21 protein-coding genes are annotated in these 22004 nt (G+C 72.3%); 17 read left to right on the forward strand and 4 right to left on the reverse strand.

Annotated features, from left to right (window positions below; genetic code table 11):
- Positions 1 to 16: 16 nt before the first annotated feature.
- Positions 17 to 2155 (reverse strand): transketolase, encoded by a 2139-nt coding sequence (tkt, locus tag ACIQG9_RS10400; protein WP_400400005.1) that lies wholly within the window; start codon positions 2153 to 2155, stop codon positions 17 to 19.
- Positions 2156 to 2421: 266 nt separating this feature from the next.
- Between tkt and ACIQG9_RS10405 the strand changes: the two genes are divergently transcribed.
- From ACIQG9_RS10405 to ACIQG9_RS10415, 3 genes are all read left to right on the forward strand, one after another.
- The gene (locus tag ACIQG9_RS10405; RefSeq protein ID WP_400400007.1) at positions 2422 to 3381 is read left to right on the forward strand and encodes a heme o synthase; all 960 of its coding nucleotides are present in this window, start codon (positions 2422 to 2424) and stop codon (positions 3379 to 3381) included.
- A gap of 245 nt (positions 3382 to 3626) precedes the next feature.
- Complete coding sequence (locus ACIQG9_RS10410) at positions 3627 to 3959, forward strand: hypothetical protein (RefSeq protein WP_400400009.1); 333 nt, start codon at positions 3627 to 3629, stop codon at positions 3957 to 3959.
- A gap of 8 nt (positions 3960 to 3967) precedes the next feature.
- On the forward strand, positions 3968 to 4885 hold the full coding sequence (locus ACIQG9_RS10415) for a RimK family alpha-L-glutamate ligase (protein WP_400400127.1): 918 nt from the start codon (positions 3968 to 3970) through the stop codon (positions 4883 to 4885).
- Positions 4886 to 5396: 511 nt separating this feature from the next.
- Here the strand turns inward: ACIQG9_RS10415 and ACIQG9_RS10420 are convergent.
- Positions 5397 to 6380: a heme A synthase gene (locus tag ACIQG9_RS10420; RefSeq protein ID WP_400400011.1), complete on the reverse strand. Its 984-nt coding sequence runs from the start codon at positions 6378 to 6380 to the stop codon at positions 5397 to 5399.
- A 218-nt stretch (positions 6381 to 6598) separates the two neighbouring features.
- Here ACIQG9_RS10420 and ACIQG9_RS10425 point away from each other — a divergent pair, with 218 nt between their 5' ends.
- From ACIQG9_RS10425 to ACIQG9_RS10470, 10 genes are all read left to right on the forward strand, one after another.
- Positions 6599 to 7300 (forward strand): helix-turn-helix transcriptional regulator, encoded by a 702-nt coding sequence (locus ACIQG9_RS10425; protein WP_400400129.1) that lies wholly within the window; start codon positions 6599 to 6601, stop codon positions 7298 to 7300.
- Positions 7297 to 8727: a Fe-S cluster assembly protein SufB gene (gene sufB, locus ACIQG9_RS10430; protein WP_400400013.1), complete on the forward strand. Its 1431-nt coding sequence runs from the start codon at positions 7297 to 7299 to the stop codon at positions 8725 to 8727. The genes ACIQG9_RS10425 and sufB overlap by 4 nt, the downstream gene beginning before the upstream one ends.
- Positions 8728 to 8816: 89 nt before the next feature.
- A complete protein-coding gene (gene sufD / locus ACIQG9_RS10435) occupies positions 8817 to 9959 on the forward strand; it encodes a Fe-S cluster assembly protein SufD (RefSeq protein ID WP_400400015.1) in 1143 nt (380 codons plus the stop codon).
- Complete coding sequence (locus ACIQG9_RS10440; RefSeq protein WP_400400017.1) at positions 9959 to 10285, forward strand: non-heme iron oxygenase ferredoxin subunit; 327 nt, start codon at positions 9959 to 9961, stop codon at positions 10283 to 10285. The genes sufD and ACIQG9_RS10440 overlap by 1 nt, the downstream gene beginning before the upstream one ends.
- A complete protein-coding gene (gene sufC / locus ACIQG9_RS10445) occupies positions 10285 to 11058 on the forward strand; it encodes a Fe-S cluster assembly ATPase SufC (protein ID WP_400400019.1) in 774 nt (257 codons plus the stop codon). The genes ACIQG9_RS10440 and sufC overlap by 1 nt, the downstream gene beginning before the upstream one ends.
- A 23-nt stretch (positions 11059 to 11081) precedes the next feature.
- Positions 11082 to 12416, forward strand: a complete 1335-nt coding sequence (locus tag ACIQG9_RS10450) for a cysteine desulfurase (protein ID WP_400400021.1) — start codon at positions 11082 to 11084, stop codon at positions 12414 to 12416.
- Positions 12416 to 12892: a Fe-S cluster assembly sulfur transfer protein SufU gene (gene sufU, locus ACIQG9_RS10455; RefSeq protein ID WP_400400026.1), complete on the forward strand. Its 477-nt coding sequence runs from the start codon at positions 12416 to 12418 to the stop codon at positions 12890 to 12892. The genes ACIQG9_RS10450 and sufU overlap by 1 nt, the downstream gene beginning before the upstream one ends.
- Positions 12889 to 13323: a metal-sulfur cluster assembly factor gene (locus ACIQG9_RS10460; RefSeq protein WP_400400028.1), complete on the forward strand. Its 435-nt coding sequence runs from the start codon at positions 12889 to 12891 to the stop codon at positions 13321 to 13323. The genes sufU and ACIQG9_RS10460 overlap by 4 nt, the downstream gene beginning before the upstream one ends.
- A 230-nt stretch (positions 13324 to 13553) precedes the next feature.
- The gene (locus ACIQG9_RS10465; protein ID WP_400400030.1) at positions 13554 to 14186 is read left to right on the forward strand and encodes a LysE family transporter; all 633 of its coding nucleotides are present in this window, start codon (positions 13554 to 13556) and stop codon (positions 14184 to 14186) included.
- 34 nt (positions 14187 to 14220) lie between these two features.
- Positions 14221 to 14868: an acVLRF1 family peptidyl-tRNA hydrolase gene (locus ACIQG9_RS10470; RefSeq protein ID WP_400400032.1), complete on the forward strand. Its 648-nt coding sequence runs from the start codon at positions 14221 to 14223 to the stop codon at positions 14866 to 14868.
- A gap of 198 nt (positions 14869 to 15066) precedes the next feature.
- On the opposite strand, the gene ACIQG9_RS10475 is transcribed toward ACIQG9_RS10470, so the two are convergent.
- The gene (locus ACIQG9_RS10475; protein ID WP_400400034.1) at positions 15067 to 15987 is read right to left on the reverse strand and encodes a neutral zinc metallopeptidase; all 921 of its coding nucleotides are present in this window, start codon (positions 15985 to 15987) and stop codon (positions 15067 to 15069) included.
- Positions 15988 to 16232: 245 nt separating this feature from the next.
- Here ACIQG9_RS10475 and ACIQG9_RS10480 point away from each other — a divergent pair, with 245 nt between their 5' ends.
- The gene (locus tag ACIQG9_RS10480; protein WP_400400038.1) at positions 16233 to 17837 is read left to right on the forward strand and encodes an ABC-F family ATP-binding cassette domain-containing protein; all 1605 of its coding nucleotides are present in this window, start codon (positions 16233 to 16235) and stop codon (positions 17835 to 17837) included.
- Between the two features lie 98 nt (positions 17838 to 17935).
- Here the strand turns inward: ACIQG9_RS10480 and ACIQG9_RS10485 are convergent, their stop codons facing one another.
- The gene (locus ACIQG9_RS10485; protein ID WP_400400040.1) at positions 17936 to 18538 is read right to left on the reverse strand and encodes a cadmium resistance transporter; all 603 of its coding nucleotides are present in this window, start codon (positions 18536 to 18538) and stop codon (positions 17936 to 17938) included.
- 228 nt (positions 18539 to 18766) lie between these two features.
- Between ACIQG9_RS10485 and ACIQG9_RS10490 the strand changes: the two genes are divergently transcribed.
- The 3 genes from ACIQG9_RS10490 (at position 18767) to ACIQG9_RS10500 (ending at position 21928) form a co-directional block, all read left to right on the forward strand.
- Positions 18767 to 18994 (forward strand): helix-turn-helix domain-containing protein, encoded by a 228-nt coding sequence (locus tag ACIQG9_RS10490; protein ID WP_007462679.1) that lies wholly within the window; start codon positions 18767 to 18769, stop codon positions 18992 to 18994.
- A 43-nt stretch (positions 18995 to 19037) separates the two neighbouring features.
- Positions 19038 to 19805: an enoyl-CoA hydratase/isomerase family protein gene (locus ACIQG9_RS10495; RefSeq protein ID WP_400400045.1), complete on the forward strand. Its 768-nt coding sequence runs from the start codon at positions 19038 to 19040 to the stop codon at positions 19803 to 19805.
- Positions 19806 to 19945: 140 nt separating this feature from the next.
- Positions 19946 to 21928, forward strand: coding sequence for an ABC transporter ATP-binding protein (locus ACIQG9_RS10500; protein ID WP_400400131.1), 1983 nt, complete (start codon positions 19946 to 19948; stop codon positions 21926 to 21928).
- Positions 21929 to 22004: the final 76 nt, after the last annotated feature.

Consider the following 22004-nt stretch of genomic DNA (forward strand, 5'->3'; position numbering starts at 1 on the left):
GCCGTCCACGCTCCCCTCAGTTGCCGGTCGTGAAACCGGTGATGTCGCCCACCCGGGTCAGCGCCGCGCGCGCGGCGGCCACGATCCGGTCGGGGGTGAACCCGAACTGCTCGAACAGCACGGTGTGCGGGGCGCTGGCGCCGTAGTGCTCCAGGCTGACGCTCTCGCCGCTGTCGCCGACGATCCCGCGCCAGGACATGGCGATGCCCGCTTCCACGCTCACCCGGGCCTTTACCCCGCGCGGCAGCACCGACTCCCGGTACGCCTCGTCCTGCTCGTAGAACCACTCCTGGCAGGGCATCGAGACGACCCGGGTGGGGGTGCCGCCGGCCTCCAGCCGCTCCCGGGCGGTGAGGCAGAGCTGCACCTCGGAGCCGGTGCCCACGATGATCACCTGCGGCTTGCCGGTGGACGCCTCGGCCAGCACGTAGCCGCCCTTGGTGACGCCCTCGGCGCTGCCCAGGGTCGCCCGGTCCAGGGTCGGCAGCGGCTGGCGGCTCAGCGCCAGCGCGGTCGGCCGGTCGGTGTGCTCCAGCGCCTGCCGCCACGCCCAGGCGGTCTCGTTGGCGTCGGCCGGCCGGACCACGTCCAGGCCCGGGATGGCCCGCAGCGCGGTCAGGTGCTCCACCGGCTGGTGGGTCGGGCCGTCCTCGCCGAGGCCGATCGAGTCGTGCGTCCAGACGTACACCACCGGCAGCTTCATCAGCGCGGCGAGCCGGACCGACGGGCGCATGTAGTCGCTGAAGACCAGGAAGGTGCCGCCGTAGGGCCGGGTGCCGCCGTGCAGGGCGATGCCGTTGAGGATCGCGCCCATGGCGTGCTCACGGATGCCGAAGTGCAGCGTGCGACCGTACTCGTGGCCCGGGAAGTCCTTGGTGGCGTGGGCGGCCGGGATGAACGACGGCTCGCCCTTCATGGTGGTGTTGTTGCTCTCGGCCAGGTCGGCCGAGCCACCCCACAGCTCCGGCAGCACCGGGGCCAGGGCCTCCAGCACCTTGCCGGAGGCGGCCCGGGTGGCCACGCCCTTGGCGTCGGCGGGGAAGGTGGGCAGCGCGTCGGCCCAGCCCGGCGGCAGCACCCGGCCGGCCATCCGGTCGTAGAGCGCCTTGCGCTCCGGGTTGGCCGCCGCCCAGCCGTCGAACGCCCCGGTCCACGCCTGCTCGGCCTCGACGCCGCGGGCCAGCACCGCGCGGGCGTGCTGGAGCACCTCCTCGTCGACCTCGAAGGTCTGCTCCGGGTCGAAGCCGAGGAGCTGCTTGGTGGCCCGCACCTCGTCGCCGCCGAGCGCCGAGCCGTGGATCTTGCCGGTGTTCTTCTTGTTCGGCGCGGGCCAGCCGATGATGGTGCGCAGCGCGATGAAGGAGGGGCGGCCGGTCTCGGCCTTCGCCGCCAGCAGCGCCTGGTAGAGCGCCTCCACGTCCTCGTGGTAGTCGCCCTGGTCGGCGTCGCCGGCGCGCCAGTCGACGGTCTGCACGTGCCAGCCGTACGCCGCGTAGCGGGCCGCGACGTCCTCGCTCTTGGCGATCCGGGTGTCGTCCTCGATCGAGATCTCGTTGTCGTCGTAGATCAGCGTGAGGTTGCCGAGCTGCTGGTGCCCGGCGAGGGCGCTCGCCTCGTGGCTGATGCCCTCCTCGATGTCGCCGTCGGAGGCGATGCACCAGATGTCGTGGTCGAAGACGGAGCCACCCGGCTCGCTCTCCGGGTCGAGGAGGCCGCGCTCGCGGCGGGCGGCCATCGCCATGCCCACCGCGTTGCCCAGGCCCTGCCCCAGCGGGCCGGTGGTGGTCTCCACCCCCGGGGTGTGCCCGTGCTCGGGGTGACCCGGGGTGAGCGAGCCCCACTGCCGCAGCGACTTCAGGTCGTCCAGGCCCAGCGGGTAGCCGGCGAGGAAGAGCTGGATGTAGAGGGTCAGGCTGGAGTGCCCGGCGGAGAGGACGAACCGGTCCCGCCCGGGCCAGTTCGGGTCGGCGGGGTTGTGCCGCATCACCCGGTTGAAGAGCAGGTAGGCCGCGGGCGCGAGGCTCATCGCCGTGCCGGGGTGGCCGTTGCCTGATTTCTCCACGGCGTCCATGGCCAGCACGCGGACGGTGTCGACGGCCCTGCGGTCGAGGTCGGTCCAGTTGAGTGCGGGGTGCTCGGGTCGGTTGGCAGCCACGATGGTTGTGCTCCTCGGCAGATGGGCGGAACCCTCACTGATGACCCTATCGAGCGGGCCTAAACGTCCGCCCGGGGATCTCTGCACGCTGTTACGTACGAGTCGTGCCGGATGGTTCGTTCACCCGGCAGGTGTGACGGCCCGCACCGTTGTCGGGTCGCCCGGGCAGCGAAAACGACGACGCGTAGTGTGTGGGTCGGTGTGTGGACCCTCGTGGGCCCCGCCGGACCGACCTCTCCCCTGCCGACGCCGGAAGGTGGCAATCCGTGAGCATGATCACCGAGCGCCCCGTCAGCAACCCTGCCGGGCAGCCGCCGGTGCGCACGGTGGCCGAGGAGCCGGCGGCCGGTCGACGGGACGTCCGGGCGGTGGTGTCGGCGTACGTCGCGCTGACCAAGCCCCGCATCGTGGAGCTGCTGCTGGTCACCACGGTGCCGGCGATGATGCTCGCCGACGGCGGCCTGCCGTCGCTGTGGCTGGTGGCCGTGGTGCTGGTCGGCGGCTCGCTCGCCGCCGGCGCGGCCAGCGTCCTCAACTGCTACATCGACCGGGACATCGACCAGCTCATGCGGCGGACCAAGCGCCGCCCGCTGCCGGCGCACACCGTGTCGCCGCGCAGCGCGCTGGTCTTCGGGCTGGTGCTGGCGGCGGTCTCGATCGCCCTGATGGCCACGTTCACCAACCTGCTGGCCACCGCGCTGACCCTGGCCGCGATCGCCTACTACGACCTCGTCTACACCCTCTGGCTCAAGCGCACCACGACGGCCAACACCTTCTGGGGCGGGGCCTGCGGGGCGGCTCCGGTGCTGATCGGCTGGGCCGCGGTGACCGGGTCGTTGGCGCCGGCGGCGTGGGCGCTCTTCGCGGTGGTCTTCTTCTGGCAGATGCCGCACTTCTACCCGCTCGCCATGAAGTACCGCGACGACTACGCCCGGGCCGGCATCCCGATGCTGCCGGTGGTGGCCTCGGCCCGCCGGGTCAACGCCGAGATCCTGATCTTCGCGTGGCTCACCGTGGCGACCTCGTTGGCGCTCTGGCCGATGGGGATGAGCGCCATCTACGGCGTCCCGACCGCGGTGGTGGGCGGCGTCTTCCTGGTCGAGGCGCACCGGCTCTGCCGCCGGGTCACCCGGGGGGAGGCGGTCAAGCCGATGCGGCTGTTCCACTGGTCGACGACCTACCTGACCATCGTCTTCGCCGCCGTCGCCCTCGACGCGCTGATCTGACCGGCGGCCGTCCGGCAACCCCTGCGCGGCGATCCACAGGTGAATTTCCCGCATCTTTTTCTGACTGATTAACGGCACCGCGAATCGGGCACATGGGGGCGATCCAGCCCGCCGTCTATGTGCCGAACTATCCGACTTATCCGGGCAATTTACCTGTGGTCTTCCTTAAACCCTTGGGTAATCGGCATCACAAATAGTTCATCATTCTCGCGCGTACGGGTGGAAGTCTGCTTAGGCTTCGCGTCATGGCAGAAGGTTCCGATACGACGTTGACGACTGAGCAGACCACCGAGCACGCCCCCGACGGGCTGGTCTCGGGCATCAAGTCGTTCGCCGCCGGGCACGGTGGTGCGAAGGCGGTCATCGAGTACGTCGGCAAGCGTGGCGCCCGGATCGTCCTCGTCGGCGCCGACGGGGAGTGGGGCGACCAGTTCGCCGACGACACCGTCGTCGCGCGGGAGGCGTGCGCCAAGGCGGGAGTCACCGTCGAGAACGCCTGGGAGCGTGAACTGATGGACCAGATGCGGCCGAGCAACGACCTGTGGCGGTCGATGGCCCGTCGCACGATGGCCCGTTGACGGCCGAGTTGACCCACCACCAGCAGTCGACCCGGGGGGAACCCCGGGTCGCTCTCGTCACCTGCTCCCGGCTGGCCGACCTCGACCCGGACGACCGACTGGTGCTCGCCCCGCTGGCCGCGCGCGGCGTCGCCGTCGAGACCGCCGTCTGGGACGATCCGCAGGTCGACTGGGCCGGCCACGACCTGGTCGTGCTCCGCTCGCCGTGGGACTACGCGCTGCGCCGCGACGAGTTCGTGGCCTGGGCGGAGACCGTGCCGGCCCTGGTCAACCCGGCGGACGTGGTCCGCTGGAACACCGACAAGCGCTACCTCGGGGAGCTCTCCGCCGCCGGGGTGCCCACCGTGCCCACCACCTGGGTCGGGCCGGGCGAGACCTGGACCCCACCCGCCACCCCCGGCGAGTACGTCGTGAAGCCCGCGGTCAGCGCCGGCAGCCAGGACACCGGCCGGTACGACCTGACCGACCCGGAGCACCGGGAACTGGCCGCCGCGCACGTCCGCCGGCTGTCGGCGGCCGGCCGGGTCACCATGGTCCAGCCGTACCTGAGCGCGGTCGACACCGCCGGCGAGACCGCGCTGCTCTTCCTGGCCGGCCCGGACGGCCTGGCGTTCAGCCACGCCATCCGCAAGGGCCCCATGCTGGACGGCCCGGACCTGGGCGTCGACGGGCTCTACAAGCCCGAGGAGATCAGCCCGCGCACCGCCACCGACGACGAGCTGGCCGTCGCGGCACGGGTGCTGGCCGAGGTCCCCGGCGGCCCGGACCGGCTGCTCTACGCCCGGGTGGACCTCATCCCGGGCCCGGACGGCGGGCCGGTCCTGGTCGAGCTGGAGCTGACCGAGCCGTCGCTGTTCCTCGGCTACGCAGACAGCGCCGCCGACCGCCTCGCCGAGGCGGTGCTGACCCACCTGTCCCGCCGCTGATCCCGTCCACCCGACCCGGTGCCGTTGATCCGCCCCACCCGACCCGCCGCGCAGTGACTCCGCCCCACCCGACCCGCCGCGCAGTGACTCCGCCCCACCCGACCCGCCGCGCCGGGCCCGCCGCGCAGTGACCCGCCTTGCCGGGCCCGACCGCCGCGTCCGACCCACTCGCCGCGTCGGGGCTCGCCGCGCCCGTCCCGCCGGGCCGCCGGGCCGCCGGGCCGCAAGATCGTGCTACTTCATGGTTGTAGTGGCCTCCCGATCCCAGGGAGGCCACTACAACCATGTTCAAGTGTGATCTTGAAAGCGGCCCCGCGCGGCCCCGGTCCCCGCGCGGCCCCGGTCCCCGCGCGGCCCCGGTCCCCGCGCGGCCCCGGTCCCCGCGCGGCCCCGGTCCCCGCGCGGGACCGGCCCGTGCGAGGGTGGCGTGGTGGTGTGCGGGGTGCGGGGTGAGAGCGGTCTGCCGTAGCGCCGTCCCCGGCGGCCCGGGGGCGTACACCGGCCGGCGGGCTCAGACGGTGGCCGGTACCCGCTCGTCGGCCCGGCCGGCCGCCGGCTCGGGCATGACCGGCCTGCGCTCCCGGGTCGACCACAGCACCGCCAGGGTGGCCAGCAGCACCAGGCAGGAGCCGAGCATGTGCGCGGCGACCAGCGCCCCGGGCAGGTTGGTGAAGTACTGCACGAAGCCGATCAGGCCCTGCCCCAGCTCCACCGCGACCAGTACCAGCGCGGCCCGGGCCGGGCCGGGCGCGCCGACCGCGCGGAACGCGAACACCAGCGCGACGGAGAGGCCGACCAGCAGGAACACCCCGTCGGCGTGCACCTGCGAGATGGTCTCCGGGGCCAGCCCGTTGCGGGCCGCGCCGTGGTCGCCGGCGTGCGGACCGCTGCCGGTCACCCAGGTGCCGATGACCAGCACCGCGCCGCTGGCCGCCGTGGTGAGCAGGGCCAGGGCGCGCAGCGGCCGGGGCACCGTGGGCGCCGTCGGCCCGTCCGGCTCGACGACGCGCCGCCAGAGCGCGTACGCCGCGGCGATGACCGCCATCGAGGCGAGGAAGTGCAGCCCGACCACCCACGGGTTGAGGTTGGTCAGCACGGTGATGCCGCCGACCACGGCCTGGGCCGGGATGCCGAGGAACACGGCCACCGCCAGCCCCAGCAGCCCCCGGCGCCGGGGCCGGTGCGCCAGCACCGCCAGTACGGTGGCCAGGGCGATGAACCCGACGGCGAAGGTGAGCAGCCGGTTGCCGAACTCGATCACCCCGTGCACGCCCATCTCGGCGGTGGTGGTGTACGAGGCGTCGGTGCACCGGGGCCAGGTCGGGCAGCCGAGGCCGGAGGCGGTGAGCCGGACGGCCCCGCCGGTCACGACGATGGCCACGTTCGCCACGATCGAGGCGTACGCGAGGCGGCGCAGCGGGGTGGCCGAGACCGGGAACCGGTCGACCAGGCGGACCAGCGCGGCGGGGACCGGGAACCGGACGGATCGCTTCACGGAGCGAATCCTACGCACCGTAGTTGATCCCGATCGGGTGACTCCGGGGACCCGGTGGGCGGGATCACCGGGCCCCGGGTTTGCGGGCCCCCGACGAATTACGTAACGTTGGCGTTGTGAAAAACGCGGCGGCGCTCTCCGGGCACCTGCCGGCGACCGCTCCGGTCGCCGGCGACGGCTCCAGGTCCCGACGCGGCGTCAGCCGCGCCGAGCAGGAGTTGTCGCCGGCCGCGTCCACCGATCTTTCCACCCGCGACCGGGTCACCTGGCTGCTGCTGGAGCGGGGGGCGACCACCGCCGCGCAGCTCGGCTCGGCGCTGGGGCTCAGCCCGGCCGCGATCCGCCGGCACCTCGACGCGATGCTCGCCGACGGCGACGTGGTCGCCCGGGAACAGGTCGTCCGGGGCAGCCGTGGCCGGGGGCGCCCGGCCAAGGTCTTCCTGCTGACCGACGCGGCCCGGGGTCGCTGTGGCACGCACCACTACGACAACATGGCCACCGCTGCGCTGCGCTGGATCGCCCGCAACGGTGGTTCGGCGGCGGTGGAGTCGTTCGCCGCCGACCAGGTCGCCGCCCTGGAGGCCCGCTGCCGGGCCGCCATGGAGGACGCCGGTGACGAGCCGCTCGCCCGGGCGGAGGCACTCGCCGGGGCGCTCACCGCCGAGGGCTACGCTGCGAACGCGTCCACGATCGCCTCCGGCGGTCAGCTCTGCCAGCACCACTGCCCGGTGGCGCACGTGGCCGCCGAGTTCCCCCAGCTATGCGAGGCCGAGACCGCGGTGATCTCCCGCCTGATCGGCACCCACGTGCAGCGCCTGGCCACCATCGCGCACGGCGACGGGGTGTGCACCACGCACATCCCGGCCCAGCCGCGTGCCCAGTCCGGTAACACCGCAACCACTGTGAGGACAGATAGATGACCGAGCAGATCGTCCAGCCCCTGACCCAGGATGAGCAGCTCGCCGCCCTCGGTCGCTACGAGTACGGCTGGGCCGACTCCGACGTCGCCGGGGCCGCCGCCCAGCGTGGCCTGAACGAGGCGGTGGTGCGGGACATCTCGGCGAAGAAGAACGAGCCGGCCTGGATGCTCGACCTGCGGCTGAAGGGCCTGCGGCTGTTCGGTCGCAAGCCGATGCCGGCCTGGGGCGCCGATCTCACCGGGATCGACTTCGACAACATCAAGTACTTCGTGCGGTCCACCGAGAAGCAGGCCACGAGCTGGGAGGACCTGCCGGAGGACATCAAGAACACCTACGACAGGCTGGGCATCCCCGAGGCGGAGAAGCAGCGGCTGGTCGCCGGCGTCGCGGCGCAGTACGAGTCCGAGGTGGTCTACCACAAGATCCGCGAGGACCTTGAGGAGCAGGGTGTCATCTTCCTGGACACCGACACCGCCCTCAAGGAGCACGAGGACGTCTTCAAGGAGTACTTCGGCACGGTGATCCCGGTCGGCGACAACAAGTTCGCCGCGCTGAACACCTCCGTGTGGTCCGGTGGCTCGTTCATCTACGTGCCGAAGGGCGTGCACGTGGAGATCCCGCTACAGGCCTACTTCCGGATCAACACGGAGAACATGGGCCAGTTCGAGCGGACCCTGATCATCGTCGACGAGGGCGCGTACGTGCACTACGTCGAGGGCTGCACCGCGCCGCTCTACTCCTCGGACTCGCTGCACAGCGCGGTCGTGGAGATCATCGTCAAGAAGAACGCGCGGTGCCGCTACACGACCATCCAGAACTGGTCGAACAACGTCTACAACCTGGTCACCAAGCGGGCGGTCTGCCACGAGGGCGCGACCATGGAGTGGGTCGACGGCAACATCGGCTCGAAGGTCACCATGAAGTACCCGGCGGTCTACATGACCGGCGAGCACGCCAAGGGCGAGGTGCTCTCGGTGGCCATGGCCGGCGAGGGCCAGCACCAGGACGCCGGCGCCAAGATGGTGCACGCCGCGCCGCACACCTCCTCGACCATCGTGTCGAAGTCGATCGCCCGTGGTGGCGGCCGTACCTCGTACCGGGGGCTGGTGCAGGTGCTGGAGGGTTCGCACCACAGCCGGAGCACGGTCAAGTGCGACGCCCTGCTGGTCGACACCATCTCCCGCTCGGACACCTACCCGTACGTCGACATCCGCGAGGACGACGTGTCGATGGGCCACGAGGCGACCGTCTCCAAGATCAGCGACGACCAGCTCTTCTACCTGATGAGCCGGGGCCTGAGCGAGGACGAGGCGATGGCGATGATCGTGCGCGGCTTCATCGAGCCGATCGCCAAGGAGCTCCCGATGGAGTACGCCCTGGAGCTGAACCGTCTGATCGAGCTCCAGATGGAGGGCGCGGTCGGCTGACGCCGCCCACGTTGCGACGGGCCGTGCCTGGCCCGGCCCGTCCTCCGGTTCCACTGACACCGCCGTCACGGATAGACACCAAGGAAGAGATGACTACCCAGGCTTCCGCGCCGCCCAGCACCAAGTCGCAGGCGCTCCGCTCGTACGACGTCGCCGACTTCCCGGCCCTCACGGGCCTGGAGGAGGATTGGCGTTTCACCCCGCTCAAGCGGCTGCGCGGGCTGGTCGGTGGCGCGCCGGCCGCCACCGGCACGGTCCGCCACGAGTACGGCGACCTGCCCGAGGGCGTCACCGTCACGCGGGTCGGGCGGGACGACCCGCGGGTGGGCAGCGTGCTCACCCCGGTCGACCGGATCAGTGCGCTCGCGTACGGCGGCGCCGGGCAGGCGCTGCTGGTCGAGGTCGCGGCCGACGCCGTGGTGGGCGCGCCGGTGACCCTGCGGGTGGTCGGCGACGACGCCGCCGGGTTGGCCTTCGGGCACACCTTCGTCGACGTCGGCCGGTTCGCCGAGGTGGTGCTGGTGCTGGAGCACGTCGGCTCGGCCACCCTGGCCGACAACGTCGAGGTCGCGGTGGCCGACGGGGCGAAGCTGACCCTGGTCACCGTCGCCGACTGGGCCGCCGACGCCGTCCAGGCCCAGCACCTGAAGGTCCGGCTCGGCCGGGACGCCAAGGTGTCGCACGTCCAGGTCAGCCTCGGCGGCGACCTGGTCCGGCAGTACACCTCGGTGGAGTACACCGGTCGGGGCGGCGAGGCCGAGCTGTACGGCGTCTACTTCGCCGACGGCGGCCAGCACCTGGAGCACCGCCAGCTCGTCGACCACAACGTGCCGGACTGCCGTTCCTACGTCGGCTACCGGGGCGCGTTGCAGGGCGACGACGCGCACACGGTGTGGGTGGGCGACGTGCTGATCCGGGCCGAGGCGACCGGCACCGACACGTACGAGATCAACCGGAACCTGCTGCTGTCCGACGGCGCGCGGGCCGACTCGGTGCCCAACCTGGAGATCGAGACCGGCGAGATCGCCGGTGCCGGTCACGCCAGCGCGACCGGCCGTTTCGACGACGAGCAGCTCTTCTACCTGATGGCCCGGGGCATCCCGGAGGGTGAGGCCCGCCGCCTGGTGGTGCGGGGCTTCTTCGCCGAGCTGATCAACAAGATCCCGGTCGAGGAGCTGCGCGAGCGGCTGGGGGACGCGATCGAGGCCCGGCTGGCGAAGGCCGGCGCCTGATGATCCGGATCTGCTCCACCGAGGACGTGCCGAAGGGCACCGTGATCAGGGCCGAGGTCGACGGCACCCCGCTGGCGCTGGTGCACGGCTCCGACGGCGGGTTCTACGCCGCCCACGACGAGTGCTCGCACGCCTCGATCGCCCTGTCCGAGGGTGAGGTCGAGGGGTGCACGCTGGAATGCTGGCTGCACGGTTCCCGTTTCGACCTGCGGACGGGTGAGCCCACCGGGCTGCCCGCCACCGAACCCGTACCCGTCTATCCCGTCGAAGTACGCGACGGCGACATCTACGTCAGCCTGACGCCGAGCAATGGAGTGACCCGATAATGAGCACCCTGGAGATCCGCGACCTGAAGGTGTCGGTCAAGCTGCCCGAGGGTGAGCTCAAGCCGATCCTGTCCGGTGTCGACCTGACCGTGAAGTCCGGGGAGACCCACGCCATCATGGGCCCGAACGGCTCCGGCAAGTCGACCCTGGCGTACTCGATCGCCGGTCACCCCAAGTACGAGATCACCGGCGGGTCGGTGACCCTCGACGGCGTCGACGTGCTGGCGATGTCCGTCGACGAGCGGGCCCGCGCCGGCCTCTTCCTGGCCATGCAGTACCCGGTCGAGGTGCCCGGCGTCTCGGTGGCCAACTTCCTGCGTACCGCCAAGACCGCCATCGACGGCACCGCCCCGAAGCTGCGCACCTGGGGCGGCGAGCTGCGCGGCGCGATGGAGCGCCTCCAGATGGACCCGGCGTTCGCCCAGCGCAACGTCAACGAGGGCTTCTCCGGCGGCGAGAAGAAGCGGCACGAGATCGTGCAGCTCGAACTGCTCAAGCCGAAGATGGCCATCCTCGACGAGACCGACTCCGGCCTCGACGTGGACGCGCTGCGCGTGGTCAGCGAGGGCGTGAACCGGGTCCGCGACAGCGGCGACACCGGCCTGCTGCTGATCACCCACTACACCCGGATCCTGCGCTACATCAAGCCGGACTTCGTGCACGTCTTCGTCGCCGGCCGGATCGTCGAGCAGGGCGGCCCGGAACTGGCCGACAAGCTTGAGGACGAGGGCTACGAGCGGTACGTCGCCGGGGCCGGCGCCGCGCGGGCCTGAACACAAGGACAGGGGCCGCTGAGATGACCACCATCGCCATCCCCGAGGGGATGCCGCAGTACGACGACGTGCCGCGTTTCGACGTGGCCGCGGTGCGCGCCGACTTCCCGATCCTCGACCGGGAGGTCAACGGGCACCGGCTGGTCTATCTCGACAGCGCCAACACCTCGCACAAGCCGCGGCAGGTGCTCGACGTGCTCGCCGAGCACTACGCGATGCACAACGCCAACGTGTCCCGTTCGGTGCACACCCTGGGCACCGAGGCGACCGAGGCGTACGAGGGCGCGCGAGCCAAGATCGCCGCGTTCGTCAACGCGCCGAGCGTGGACGAGGTGGTGTTCACCAAGAACTCCACCGAGGCGATCAACATCGTGGCGTACGCGTTCTCCAACGCCTCGCTGCGGCCCGACGCCGCCGTGCTGGCTGCTCCGTCGCGCGAGACGGACGACCGGTTCCGGCTGCGGCCCGGCGACGAGATCGTGATCTCCGAGATGGAGCACCACTCGAACATCGTCCCGTGGCAGTTGCTGGCCGAGCGGACCGGCGCGACCCTGCGCTGGTTTCCGGTCACCGACAACGGCCGGCTGGACGAGTCGGGGCTAACGGAGCTGGTCACCGAGCGGACGAAGATCGTCTCGCTGGTGCACACCTCCAACATCCTCGGCACCGTCAACGCCACCGCCCGGATCACCGAGCGGGTCCGCCAGGTGGGTGCGCTGCTGCTGCTCGACTGCTCGCAGTCGGTGCCGCACCTGCCGGTGGACGTGGTCGACCTCGACGCCGACTTCGTCGTCTTCACCGGGCACAAGATGTGCGGCCCGACCGGCATCGGTGTGCTGTGGGGCCGGGCCGAGCTGCTGGCCGCGATGCCCCCGGTGTTCGGCGGCGGCTCGATGATCGAGACGGTCAGCATGGCGCGTTCGACGTTCGCCGCCCCGCCGGCCCGGTTCGAGGCGGGCACCCCGCCGATCGCCGAGGCGGTGGCGCTCGGTGCGGCGGTGGACTACCTGTCCGGCATCGGGATGCGGGCGATCCAGTGGCACGAGAAGGAGCTGACCGCGTACGCGCTGGATGCCCTCGCCACCGTGCCGGGGCTGCGGATCTTCGGTCCGACGGTGCCGGTCGGCCGGGGCGGGACGATCTCGTTCGCGCTCGGCGACGTGCACCCGCACGACGTGGGGCAGGTCCTCGACTCGCTCGGCGTGCAGGTGCGGGTGGGGCACCACTGCGCGAAGCCGGTGTGCACCCGGTTCGGCGTACCGGCCATGACGCGGGCGTCGTTCTACCTGTACACCACGACGGCGGAGATCGACGCCCTGGTGGCGGGCCTGGAGCAGGTGCGGAAGGTGTTCGACTGATGCAGCTCGACCAGCTCTACCAGGAGATCATCCTGGACCACTACAAGCACCCGCACGGCCGTGGGCTGCGCGACCCCGACGACCCGGACGCCCGGGTGGCCGAGGCGCACCACGTCAACCCGACCTGCGGTGACGAGATCACCGTCCGGGTGGCCACCGACGGCGACACGCTCGGCGACATCTCGTACGACGGTATGGGCTGTTCGATCAGCCAGGCGTCGGCGAGTGTGCTGCACGAGCTGCTGCGTGGTCGGGGCGCGGGGGAGGCGTTCGCCGTGCACGAGGCGTTCGTCGAGTTGATGTCCGGACGTGGGCAGGTCACGCCGGACGAGGACGTGCTCGGTGACGGGGTGGCGTTCGCGGGTGTCGCGCGCTACCCGGCCCGGGTCAAGTGCGCGCTGTTGCCGTGGATGGCGTTCAAGGACGCCGCGGCACGCGCCGGGGTGGGCGTGAGCCCGACGGAGGTTAAGGCATGAGCAGCGAGGACACCGCTACCGCGGCGACGCCGGAGGCCGGTGACGCCACCGCGACTCCGGCGGCGGGCGCCGGGGCCGCCGACGCCGCGGCGACGCCGGTGGGTGGCCGGGCCGCGGTCGCCGACATCGAGGAGGCGATGAAGGACGTCGTCGACCCCGAGTTGGGCATCAACGTGGTCGACCTCGGCCTGGTGTACGGCGTGCACGTGGACGACGAGAACGTCGCCACCCTGGACATGACGCTGACCTCGGCGGCCTGCCCGCTCACCGACGTGATCGAGGACCAGGCCCGGCAGGCGCTGACCACCGGCCCCGGTGGCGGGCTGGTCGACGACATCCGGATCAACTGGGTGTGGCTCCCGCCGTGGGGGCCGGACAAGATCACCGACGAGGGGCGGGACCAGCTCCGTTCCCTCGGCTTCAACGTCTGAGCGGCTCCGGTCCGTCCCGGTCGAGCGCGGTATCCCGGCAGGGGTGCCGCGCTCGACGCGTCCGCCGTGGCCCGGCGGGGCGAAACTCGTTTCCCCGATGCCCTGGGTCGGCCCCAGAATGGCGGCCGTGACCGATCTCCGTCTGCACCGTGCCCTGCCCGCCCGCGCCGTCGTCGGTTCCGGGCGACAGCAGCGGGCCGCCGGCGGGAGGTGGCGGGGGTCCGCCCGCCATGGCTGACGCGCTCCTCGCCGGCCTGCTCGCCGGCTACGGCGTGGCCATCCCGGTCGGCGCCATCGCGATCCTGATCCTCGGCCTCAGCGCCCGCACCTCGTTGCGGGTCGGCGCGGCGGCGGCGCTGGCGGTGGCCACCGCCGACGGGCTCTACGCCGCCGTCGCGGTGCTCGGCGGGGCGGGGCTGGCCGGTGTGATCGCCCCGGTGGCCGGTCCGCTGCGGGTCGTCGCGGCGGGCGTGCTCCTGTTCCTCGCCGGCCACGGGCTGTGCCGGGCGTGGCGGTCCCGGCGGCCGTCCGGGGCCCCGCCGACGGTCCCCGGCAGCGGGCTCGGCACGCCGGCCGGCGCCTTCGCCGGGGTACTGGCGTTGACGCTGCTCAACCCGATGACGGTGCTCTACTTCGCCGCACTCGTCCTCGGTCGCCGCGACGCCACCGACCCGGAGCCGGCCACGGCCGCGCTCTTCGTGGCGGGCGTCTTCCTGGCGTCGGCCAGTTGGCAGCTCCTGATCGCGGGCGGCGGCACCTTGCTCGGTCAGGCCCTGGCCGGACCCCGGGGCCGGCTGCTCACCGGGCTGGCCTCCAGCGCGCTGATCGCGGTGCTCGCCGTCGTCACGGTGTGGCCCGGCTGACCGCCGGCGGCCGGTCGTGTCGTACGGTCGGATCATGAGCAGTCGACCCGCAGCCGGCGGCGGCCGATGGGTCGAGGTCGACCCGACCCGCGTCGCGCGCTGGGTCGAGGGCTTCGCCGACCGGCACGGCCCACCCACCACCACCATCGAGGGGTACGGGCTGCTGCTCGCCGCCCCCGACGGCGCGACCGCCGAGCTGCACGCTCCGCCGGGCGCTCCGGTCACCGGCGACGTGCCCGGGTTCGTGGCCGCCGCCGCCGCGCCGCGCCGGCTCGGCCTGCTGCTCGCCCGCAAGGGCGCGGTGGCGGTCGGCGTGGCGGCGGGTGACGAGCTGACGGTCTCCAAGGTCGACACCCGCTACGTGCAGGGGCGCACCGCCGCCGGAGGCTGGTCCCAGCAGCGGTTCGCCCGGCGGCGGGACAACCAGGCGAAGGCCGCCCTGGGCGACGCCGCCGAGCTGGCCGTACGGCTGCTGCTGCCGCAGGCGGCGACGCTGGCCGCGCTGGTCTGCGGCGGCGACCGGCGGGCGGTCGACACGGTACTGGCCGACCGGCGGCTCGCCCCGCTCGCCGCGCGCCGCGCGGACCGGCTGCTCGACGTGCCGGAGCCCCGGCACGCGGTCCTGGTGGCGTCGATCGCCGCCGCCCGCGCGGTCCGGATCCTGGTCCGCGACCCGGCCTGAGCCTGCGGCGGTCCGGGTTGGCCTGCGGCGGTCCGGCCTGAGTCTGCGGCGGTCCGGGTTGGCCTGCGGCGGTCCGGCCTGAGTCTGCGGCGGTCCGGGTTGGCCTGCGGCGGTCCGGGCGGGCTCTGCGGCGGTCCCGACGACGGCGGCCGGTGGGCTCGCCCACCGGCCGCCGGGTGACGCGGTCGGGTCGACCGGTCAGCGGCTGCTGCCGAACGTGTCGCAGGACTTCGGGTCGCCGGTGGTGTAGCCCTTGGTGAACCACTGCCTGCGCTGCGCGGAGGTGCCGTGGGTGAACTCGTCGGGGTTCACCGGGCGGCCGGAGCGCTGCTGGATCGCGTCGTCGCCGATCTTCTCGGCGGTGTCGATCGCCTGCTGGATGTCCTGCTCGGTGATGCTCTTGAAGATCTTCTGACCCCGCTCGTCGGCGGTGCCGGTGGCGTTCTTGGCCCAGGCGCCGGCGTAGCAGTCGGCCTGCAACTCCAGCTTCACCGACAGTGCATTGGCGTTGCCCGGGTCGCGCTGCTGCTGGCGGCGCATCTGTGCCTCCGTGCCGAGCAGGTCCTGCACGTGGTGGCCGTACTCGTGGGCCAGCACGTAGGGCTGGGCGAACTCACCGGCGGCGTCGAGCTGGTCGGCGAGGGTCCGGTAGAAGGTGAGGTCGATGTAGACCAGGTCGTCGGCCGGGCAGTAGAACGGCCCGACGCCGGAGTCGGCCTGGCCGCAGCCGGTGCTGACGCCCTGGCTGAAGAAGACGGTCTTCGAGGGCTGGTACGGCTCGCCGAAGACCGCCGGCATCGCCGTGGTCCAGTACGCCTGGATCGAGTTGACGTACAGGTTGTTGCGGCAGTCGAGCTGCTTCAGCGCGTCCTGCGCCGAGCACTTCTGCTCCAGCGCGGTGTTGTCGCCCTGACCGGCGCCGCTGTCGTCGCCGGTCATCGCGTTGAGCCCGAAGCCGCCGCCCAACAGGGCGACCAGCACGGCGATGACGATGCCCACGATCCCGCCCCGGCCGCCCCCGGTCGGGATCGGTATGCCCATCCCGCCGCCGCCTCCGCCGGACCCGCGCCGGTCGTCCACCTGGCTGGTGTCGATCCGTGCGTTCTCGTTCAGCTCCATTTTGACCCCGATCACCGATTCGTCACGTGTGGTGGTTGCGGTACCGGACCGGGTCCGGACGGCGGTTCGGTACCCGATGATCTTGCCTGGTAATCCGGGCGGGGTGCGCGGGGCCGCCCGGTACACTTGTCGGGTGCTGCGCTGCGAAGGCTGAACCGCCCCGCGCCGACGGGAACCATCGACCCGCCGGCGCTTTCGCGTGCCCTGAGTCAGCCCTTCCAGACCCCGAGAGCGAGTACCGGAAAATGATCAGTGTCACCGGCCTGGAGCTGCGCGCCGGCGCCCGCATCCTGCTGTCCGACACCACCCTGCGGGTGCAGCCCGGCGACCGGATCGGCCTGGTCGGCCGTAACGGCGCCGGCAAGACCACCACCCTCAAGGTGCTGGCCGGCGAGGGCCAGCCGTACGCCGGGCAGATCGACCGGCGCAGCGCCATCGGCTACCTGCCCCAGGACCCGCGCACCGGCGACCTGGAGGTCACCGGCCGGGACCGGGTGCTCTCCGCCCGGGGGCTGGACGTGCTGATGGCCCAGATGAAGGAGATCGAGGAGAAGCTCGCCGAGGACGCCGACGATCGGCTGGTCCGCCGCTACGGCGCGCTGGAGGACCAGTTCGCCTCGCTGGGCGGGTACGCCGCCGAGGCCGAGGCCGCCCGGATCTGCGCCAACCTGGGGCTGCCCGACCGGGCGCTCGCCCAGACCATCGGCACCCTCTCCGGCGGCCAGCGCCGCCGGATCGAGCTGGCCCGGATCCTGTTCCGCGACGCCGGGGAGAACGGCGGCGGCATCCTGCTGCTCGACGAGCCCACCAACCACCTCGACGCCGACTCGATCACCTGGCTGCGAAGCTTCCTCGCCAACCACAAGGGCGGCCTGATCGTGATCTCCCACGACGGCTCGCTGCTGGAGTCGGTGGTCAACAAGGTCTGGTTCCTCGACGCCACCCGCTCCGTGGTCGACGTCTACAACCTGGGCTGGAAGGCGTACCAGGAGGCGCGGGAGACCGACGAGCGGCGTCGCCGCCGGGAGCGGGCCAACGCCGAGAAGAAGGCCGGCGCGTTGATGGCGCAGGCCGACAAGATGCGGGCCAAGGCCACCAAGACCGTCGCCGCGCAGAACATGGCCCGCCGGGCCGAGAAGCTGATCTCCGGACTGGAGGAGGTGCGCCAGGCCGACAAGGTGGCCAAGGTGCGCTTCCCCACCCCGGCGTCGTGCGGCAAGACCCCGCTGACCGCGTCCGGGCTGTCGAAGTCGTACGGGTCGTTGGAGATCTTCACCGACGTGAACGTGGCGGTGGACCGGGGCTCCCGGGTGGCCATCCTCGGCCTCAACGGCGCCGGCAAGACCACCCTGCTGCGGATGCTCGGCGGCCTGCTCCCGCCGGACACCGGCGGGGTGCACGCCGGGCACGGGCTGCGGCTGGGCTACTACGCCCAGGAGCACGAGACCCTCGACGTGGACCGTACGGTGCTGGAGCACATGCGCAGCGCCGCGTTCGAGCAGTCCGACACCGACCTGCGCAAGATCCTCGGCGCGTTCCTCTTCTCCGGCGAGGACGTGGACAAGCCGGCCGGGGTGCTCTCCGGTGGCGAGAAGACCCGGCTGGCCCTGGCCACCCTGGTCTGTTCCGGCGCCAACGTGCTGCTGCTCGACGAGCCGACGAACAACCTCGACCCGGTCAGCCGGGAGCAGGTGCTCGACGCCATCGCCCGCTATCCCGGCGCCATCGTCCTGGTCACCCACGATCCCGGCGCGGTGCTCGCCCTCAAGCCCGACCGCGCGATCCTGCTGCCCGACGGCGACGAGGACGCCTGGAGCGACGACCTCCTCGAACTGGTCGAACTGGCCTGACCCGAGCTGGTCGTACCGCTGTCACCGGGCCGGACCGGCGGGAGGCCGGCCGGTCCGGCGGGCGAGGCGGGCGGTGCCGAGGCCGGGCGGTCCGGCGGTCAGCCGGCGAGGTCGGCCAGCCGGCCGACGACACCCGAGCTGACCAGGATCACCAGGCCGATGACGACGAAGATGGCCGGTACCAGCCAGTGGCCGGCCCGACCGACCAGCCGGACCACCCGGGGGTGGCCGCCGAGCAGCGCGGCGGCGGCGCACCAGATGGCGACCAGGGCCGCGAAGACCACCAGGTAGACCAGCCCGGTGCCCGGATCGAGGGAGCGGAACACCGGGACGTAGACGGCGATGTTGTCGGCGCCGTTGGCGATCGTCACCCCGGTCACCCCGAGCAGGCTGCCGACCACGGCCGGCGGGGCGTCGTCGTCGGTGCGGGCGAGCAGCGCCCGGACGCCGAGCCCGATCGGGAGCAGCCCGAGCAGGCCGGTCCACGGGTCCGGGACGACCAGCAGGCCGGCGGCGACCACCGCGCTGGCCGCGGCGAGGGCGCCGATGCCCAGGTACTGCCCGGTCACGATCTGCCACCGGCGGGGCCGGCCGCTGGCCCGCGCCGCGACGAAGAGCACGGTCAGCACCACGATGTCGTCGAGGTTGGTGGCGGCGAAGACGGCTGCCGCCCCGCCCGCGCTCCCCAGCAGGTCTGTCACGACAGGCAGGCTACGGGCCGGCGTACCCGACCGGCGAGGGGCAGGTGCCCGGGCCGGCGGATCGGTGTCCGCCGCTGTCCGCCGGTCGGGAGGATCACTCTATCGGGTAGGCGACACTGCATAGCGTGTCGGTTGGCGAAGAGTTGATATCTGGCGCATGATCGTTCGAGGCGGTCTAATAGGTGGGACCGTATCCGAACCGCACAGTCTGGGACGTGAGGAATCAGCATGGCAGCCACTGGCACAGCCACCAGCACTGAGAAAGGTCGCCGGATCGTCGGAGCCGAGCGTCAGACGCTCGCCAAGGACCTGGTAAAGCGGTACACCTCAGGGGAGAGCATCCGCGCGCTCGCGGCCTCGACCGGCCGATCCTACGGGTTCATCCACCGGGTGCTCACCGAGTCCGGGGTGCAGTTGCGACAGCGTGGCGGCGCCCGGCGCCGCAAGAAGGCGTGATCCGCCCACCAGCCGCGTCCATCAACGCGCCCCGGGCGGTCCGGTGACCGCCGAGACGACCGGGGTGCGACTCCACTGCGACGGGCCGGTCGCGACGGTCACGTTGTGCCGGCCCGACGTGCTCAACGCCCAGACCCCGGCGATGTGGCGTGCGATGAGCGACTTCTCCCGGGACCTGCCCGGCGACGTGCGTGTCGTCGTGGTACGCGGTGCGGGGCGGGCGTTCTCCGCCGGGCTCGACCTGTCGGTCGCCGGTGCCCAGGGCCCCGGCTCCTTCGCCGAGCTGTCCACCCTGCCCGAGCAGGAGTGCGCCGAGCGGATCGCCGAGTACCAGGCCGGCTTCACCTGGCTGCACCGCCCCGACGTCATCTCGGTGGCCGCCGTGCAGGGGCACGCCATCGGCGCCGGCTTCCAGCTCGCCCTCGCCTGCGACCTGCGCGTCCTCGCCGAGGACGCGAAGTTCTCGATGGCCGAGGTGACCCTCGGCCTGGTCCCCGACCTCGCCGGCACCAAGCGCCTGGTGGAGCTGGTCGGTTACGCCCGCGCGCTGGAGATCTGCGCCACCGGCCGGCGGATGGACGCCGCCGAGGCGGACCGGATCGGGCTCGCCAACCTCGTCGTACCCCCCGCCGAGCTGGACGGCGCGGTCCGGGACCTGACCGCCGGGCTGCTCGCCGGCGACCGGGACGCGGTGGTGGAGATCAAGGCGCTGCTCGCCGGGGCGTCCGGCCGCTCGCCCGCCGACCAGCAGCGCGCCGAGCGGGAGGCGCAGACCCGCCGGCTGCGCGACCTCGCCGGCCGGGGAGAATAGTAAGGACCGTACGGGAAGAGCCGGGTTACCACCGAGGTTGTCGTAGTCGTCGGGAGAATTGACCCGACGGCGCAGCCCGCGCCAGGGGCCGTCGACCGGTTCCGCCCGCCACGACCCGGAGGTGACCGATGTCCAACCCGATGGCGGGCGGCAACATGGCCGGGTGGAGCATGCTCCGGTCGATGCGCAGCCGGGACGAGGTCTCCACGCACCGACTCACCCGTGGCACCGCCGGGCGGATCGTGGCGTTCGCCCGTCCGTACCGGCGGGACATCGTCGTCTTCCTGGTGACCGTGGTGATCGCGGCGGTGATCGGGGTGGCCACCCCGGTGCTGGCCGGCCACGTGATCAACGCGATCAGCGGGGGTGGCCCCGGGGCGGGTGCCACGGTCGTCCGGCTCGCCCTGGTCATCGGCGTCCTCGCGGTCGCCGACGCGCTCTTCTCCCTGGCCCAACGGTGGTACTCGGCCCGGATCGGTGAGGGGATCATCCTCGACCTGCGTACCCGGGTCTACGACCACGTGCAGCGGATGCCGTTGCAGTTCTTCACCCGGACTCAGACCGGGGCGCTGGTCAGCCGGCTCAACAACGACGTGATGGGCGCCCAGCGGGCGTTCACCTCGACGCTGTCCGGGGTGGTCAGCAACGTCATCCAGTTGGTGCTCACCGCCGCGGTGATGTTCACCCTCTCCTGGCAGATCACCCTGCTCTCGCTGGTCATGCTGCCGATCTTCGTCGTCCCGGCGCGGCGGGTCGGCCGGCGGCTGGCCGAGATCACCCGGGAGTCGTACAACCTCGACGCGAAGATGAACGCGACGATGACCGAGCGGTTCGGCGTGGCCGGGGCGCTGCTGGTCAAGCTCTTCGGCTCGCCCGAGGTGGAGGCCCGCCGGTTCGCCGGACGGGCCGAGCGGGTGCGCGACATCGGCATCCAGTCCGCCATGTACTCGCGGACCTTCTTCGTGGCGATGCTGCTGGTGGCCTCGCTCGCCCAAGCGCTCACCTACGGGCTGGGCGGCTGGCTGGCCGTCACCGGCGCGGTCAGTGCCGGCACGGTGGTCACCCTCGCCCTGCTGCTGACCCGCCTCTACGGCCCACTGACCGCGCTATCCAACGTCCGGGTCGACGTGATGAGCGCGCTGGTCTCCTTCGACCGGGTCTTCGAGGTGCTCGACCTGCGCCCCGGCATCGAGGAGAAGCCCGACGCGGTGCCGGTGCCCCGGGGTGCCGGTCGGGTCGAGTTCCGCGACGTCCGGTTCCGCTACCCGGCCGCCGCCGACGTCTCGCTCGCCTCCCTGGAGGAGGTCGCCACCCTCGACCGGACGATCAACGAGCCGGTGCTCAGGGGCGTCTCGTTCAGTGTCGAGCCGGGGCAGATGGTGGCCCTGGTCGGGCCGTCCGGCGCCGGCAAGTCCACGCTGTCCATGCTGATCTCCCGGATCTACGACGTCACCGACGGCGCGGTGCGGGTCGGCGGGGTCGACGTCCGGGACGCCACCCTGGCCTCGCTGCGCGACGAGATCGGCGTGGTCACCCAGGACTCCCACCTGTTCCACGAGACGATCGCCGAGAACCTGCGCTACGCCAAGCCGGACGCCACCGACGACGAGATCTGGGCCGCGCTGACCGGTGCCCAGGTGGCCGACCTGGTCCGGTCTTTGCCCGACGGGCTGGAGACGACGGTCGGGGAGCGGGGCTACCGGTTCTCCGGCGGAGAGAAGCAGCGCATCGCCATCGCCCGGTTGCTGCTCAAGGCGCCGTCCATCGTGATCCTCGACGAGGCCACCGCCCACCTCGACTCGGAGAGCGAGGCGGCGGTGCAGCGGGCCCTGTCCGTGGCGCTGACCGGGCGTACCGCGTTGGTGATCGCGCACCGGCTCTCCACCGTCCGGGACGCCGACCAGATCCTCGTCCTCGACGGCGGCCGGATCGTCGAGCGGGGCCGGCACGACGAGTTGGTCGCGGTCGGCGGTCTCTACGCCGAGCTGTACCGCACCCAGTTCGCGGTCGCCGAGTCGTCCGTCCCGTACGCCGAGGCGGACCGGCCCGAGCCGGTCATCACCACCGTCCCGATGGGCACCTACGTCGCGCAGGAGGCGCTGCCCCCGGCCGCCGCCAACTAGCGCGGGGTCGCCATCACGCGCTGCGGCACGGTGTCGGCGTCGACCCCGTACACCGCCCGACACCGGTATGCCGCTG

Origin of the sequence: Micromonospora sp. NPDC092111, from assembly GCF_044755745.1 — a bacterium.
In the GTDB taxonomy this organism is placed as follows: domain Bacteria; phylum Actinomycetota; class Actinomycetes; order Mycobacteriales; family Micromonosporaceae; genus Micromonospora.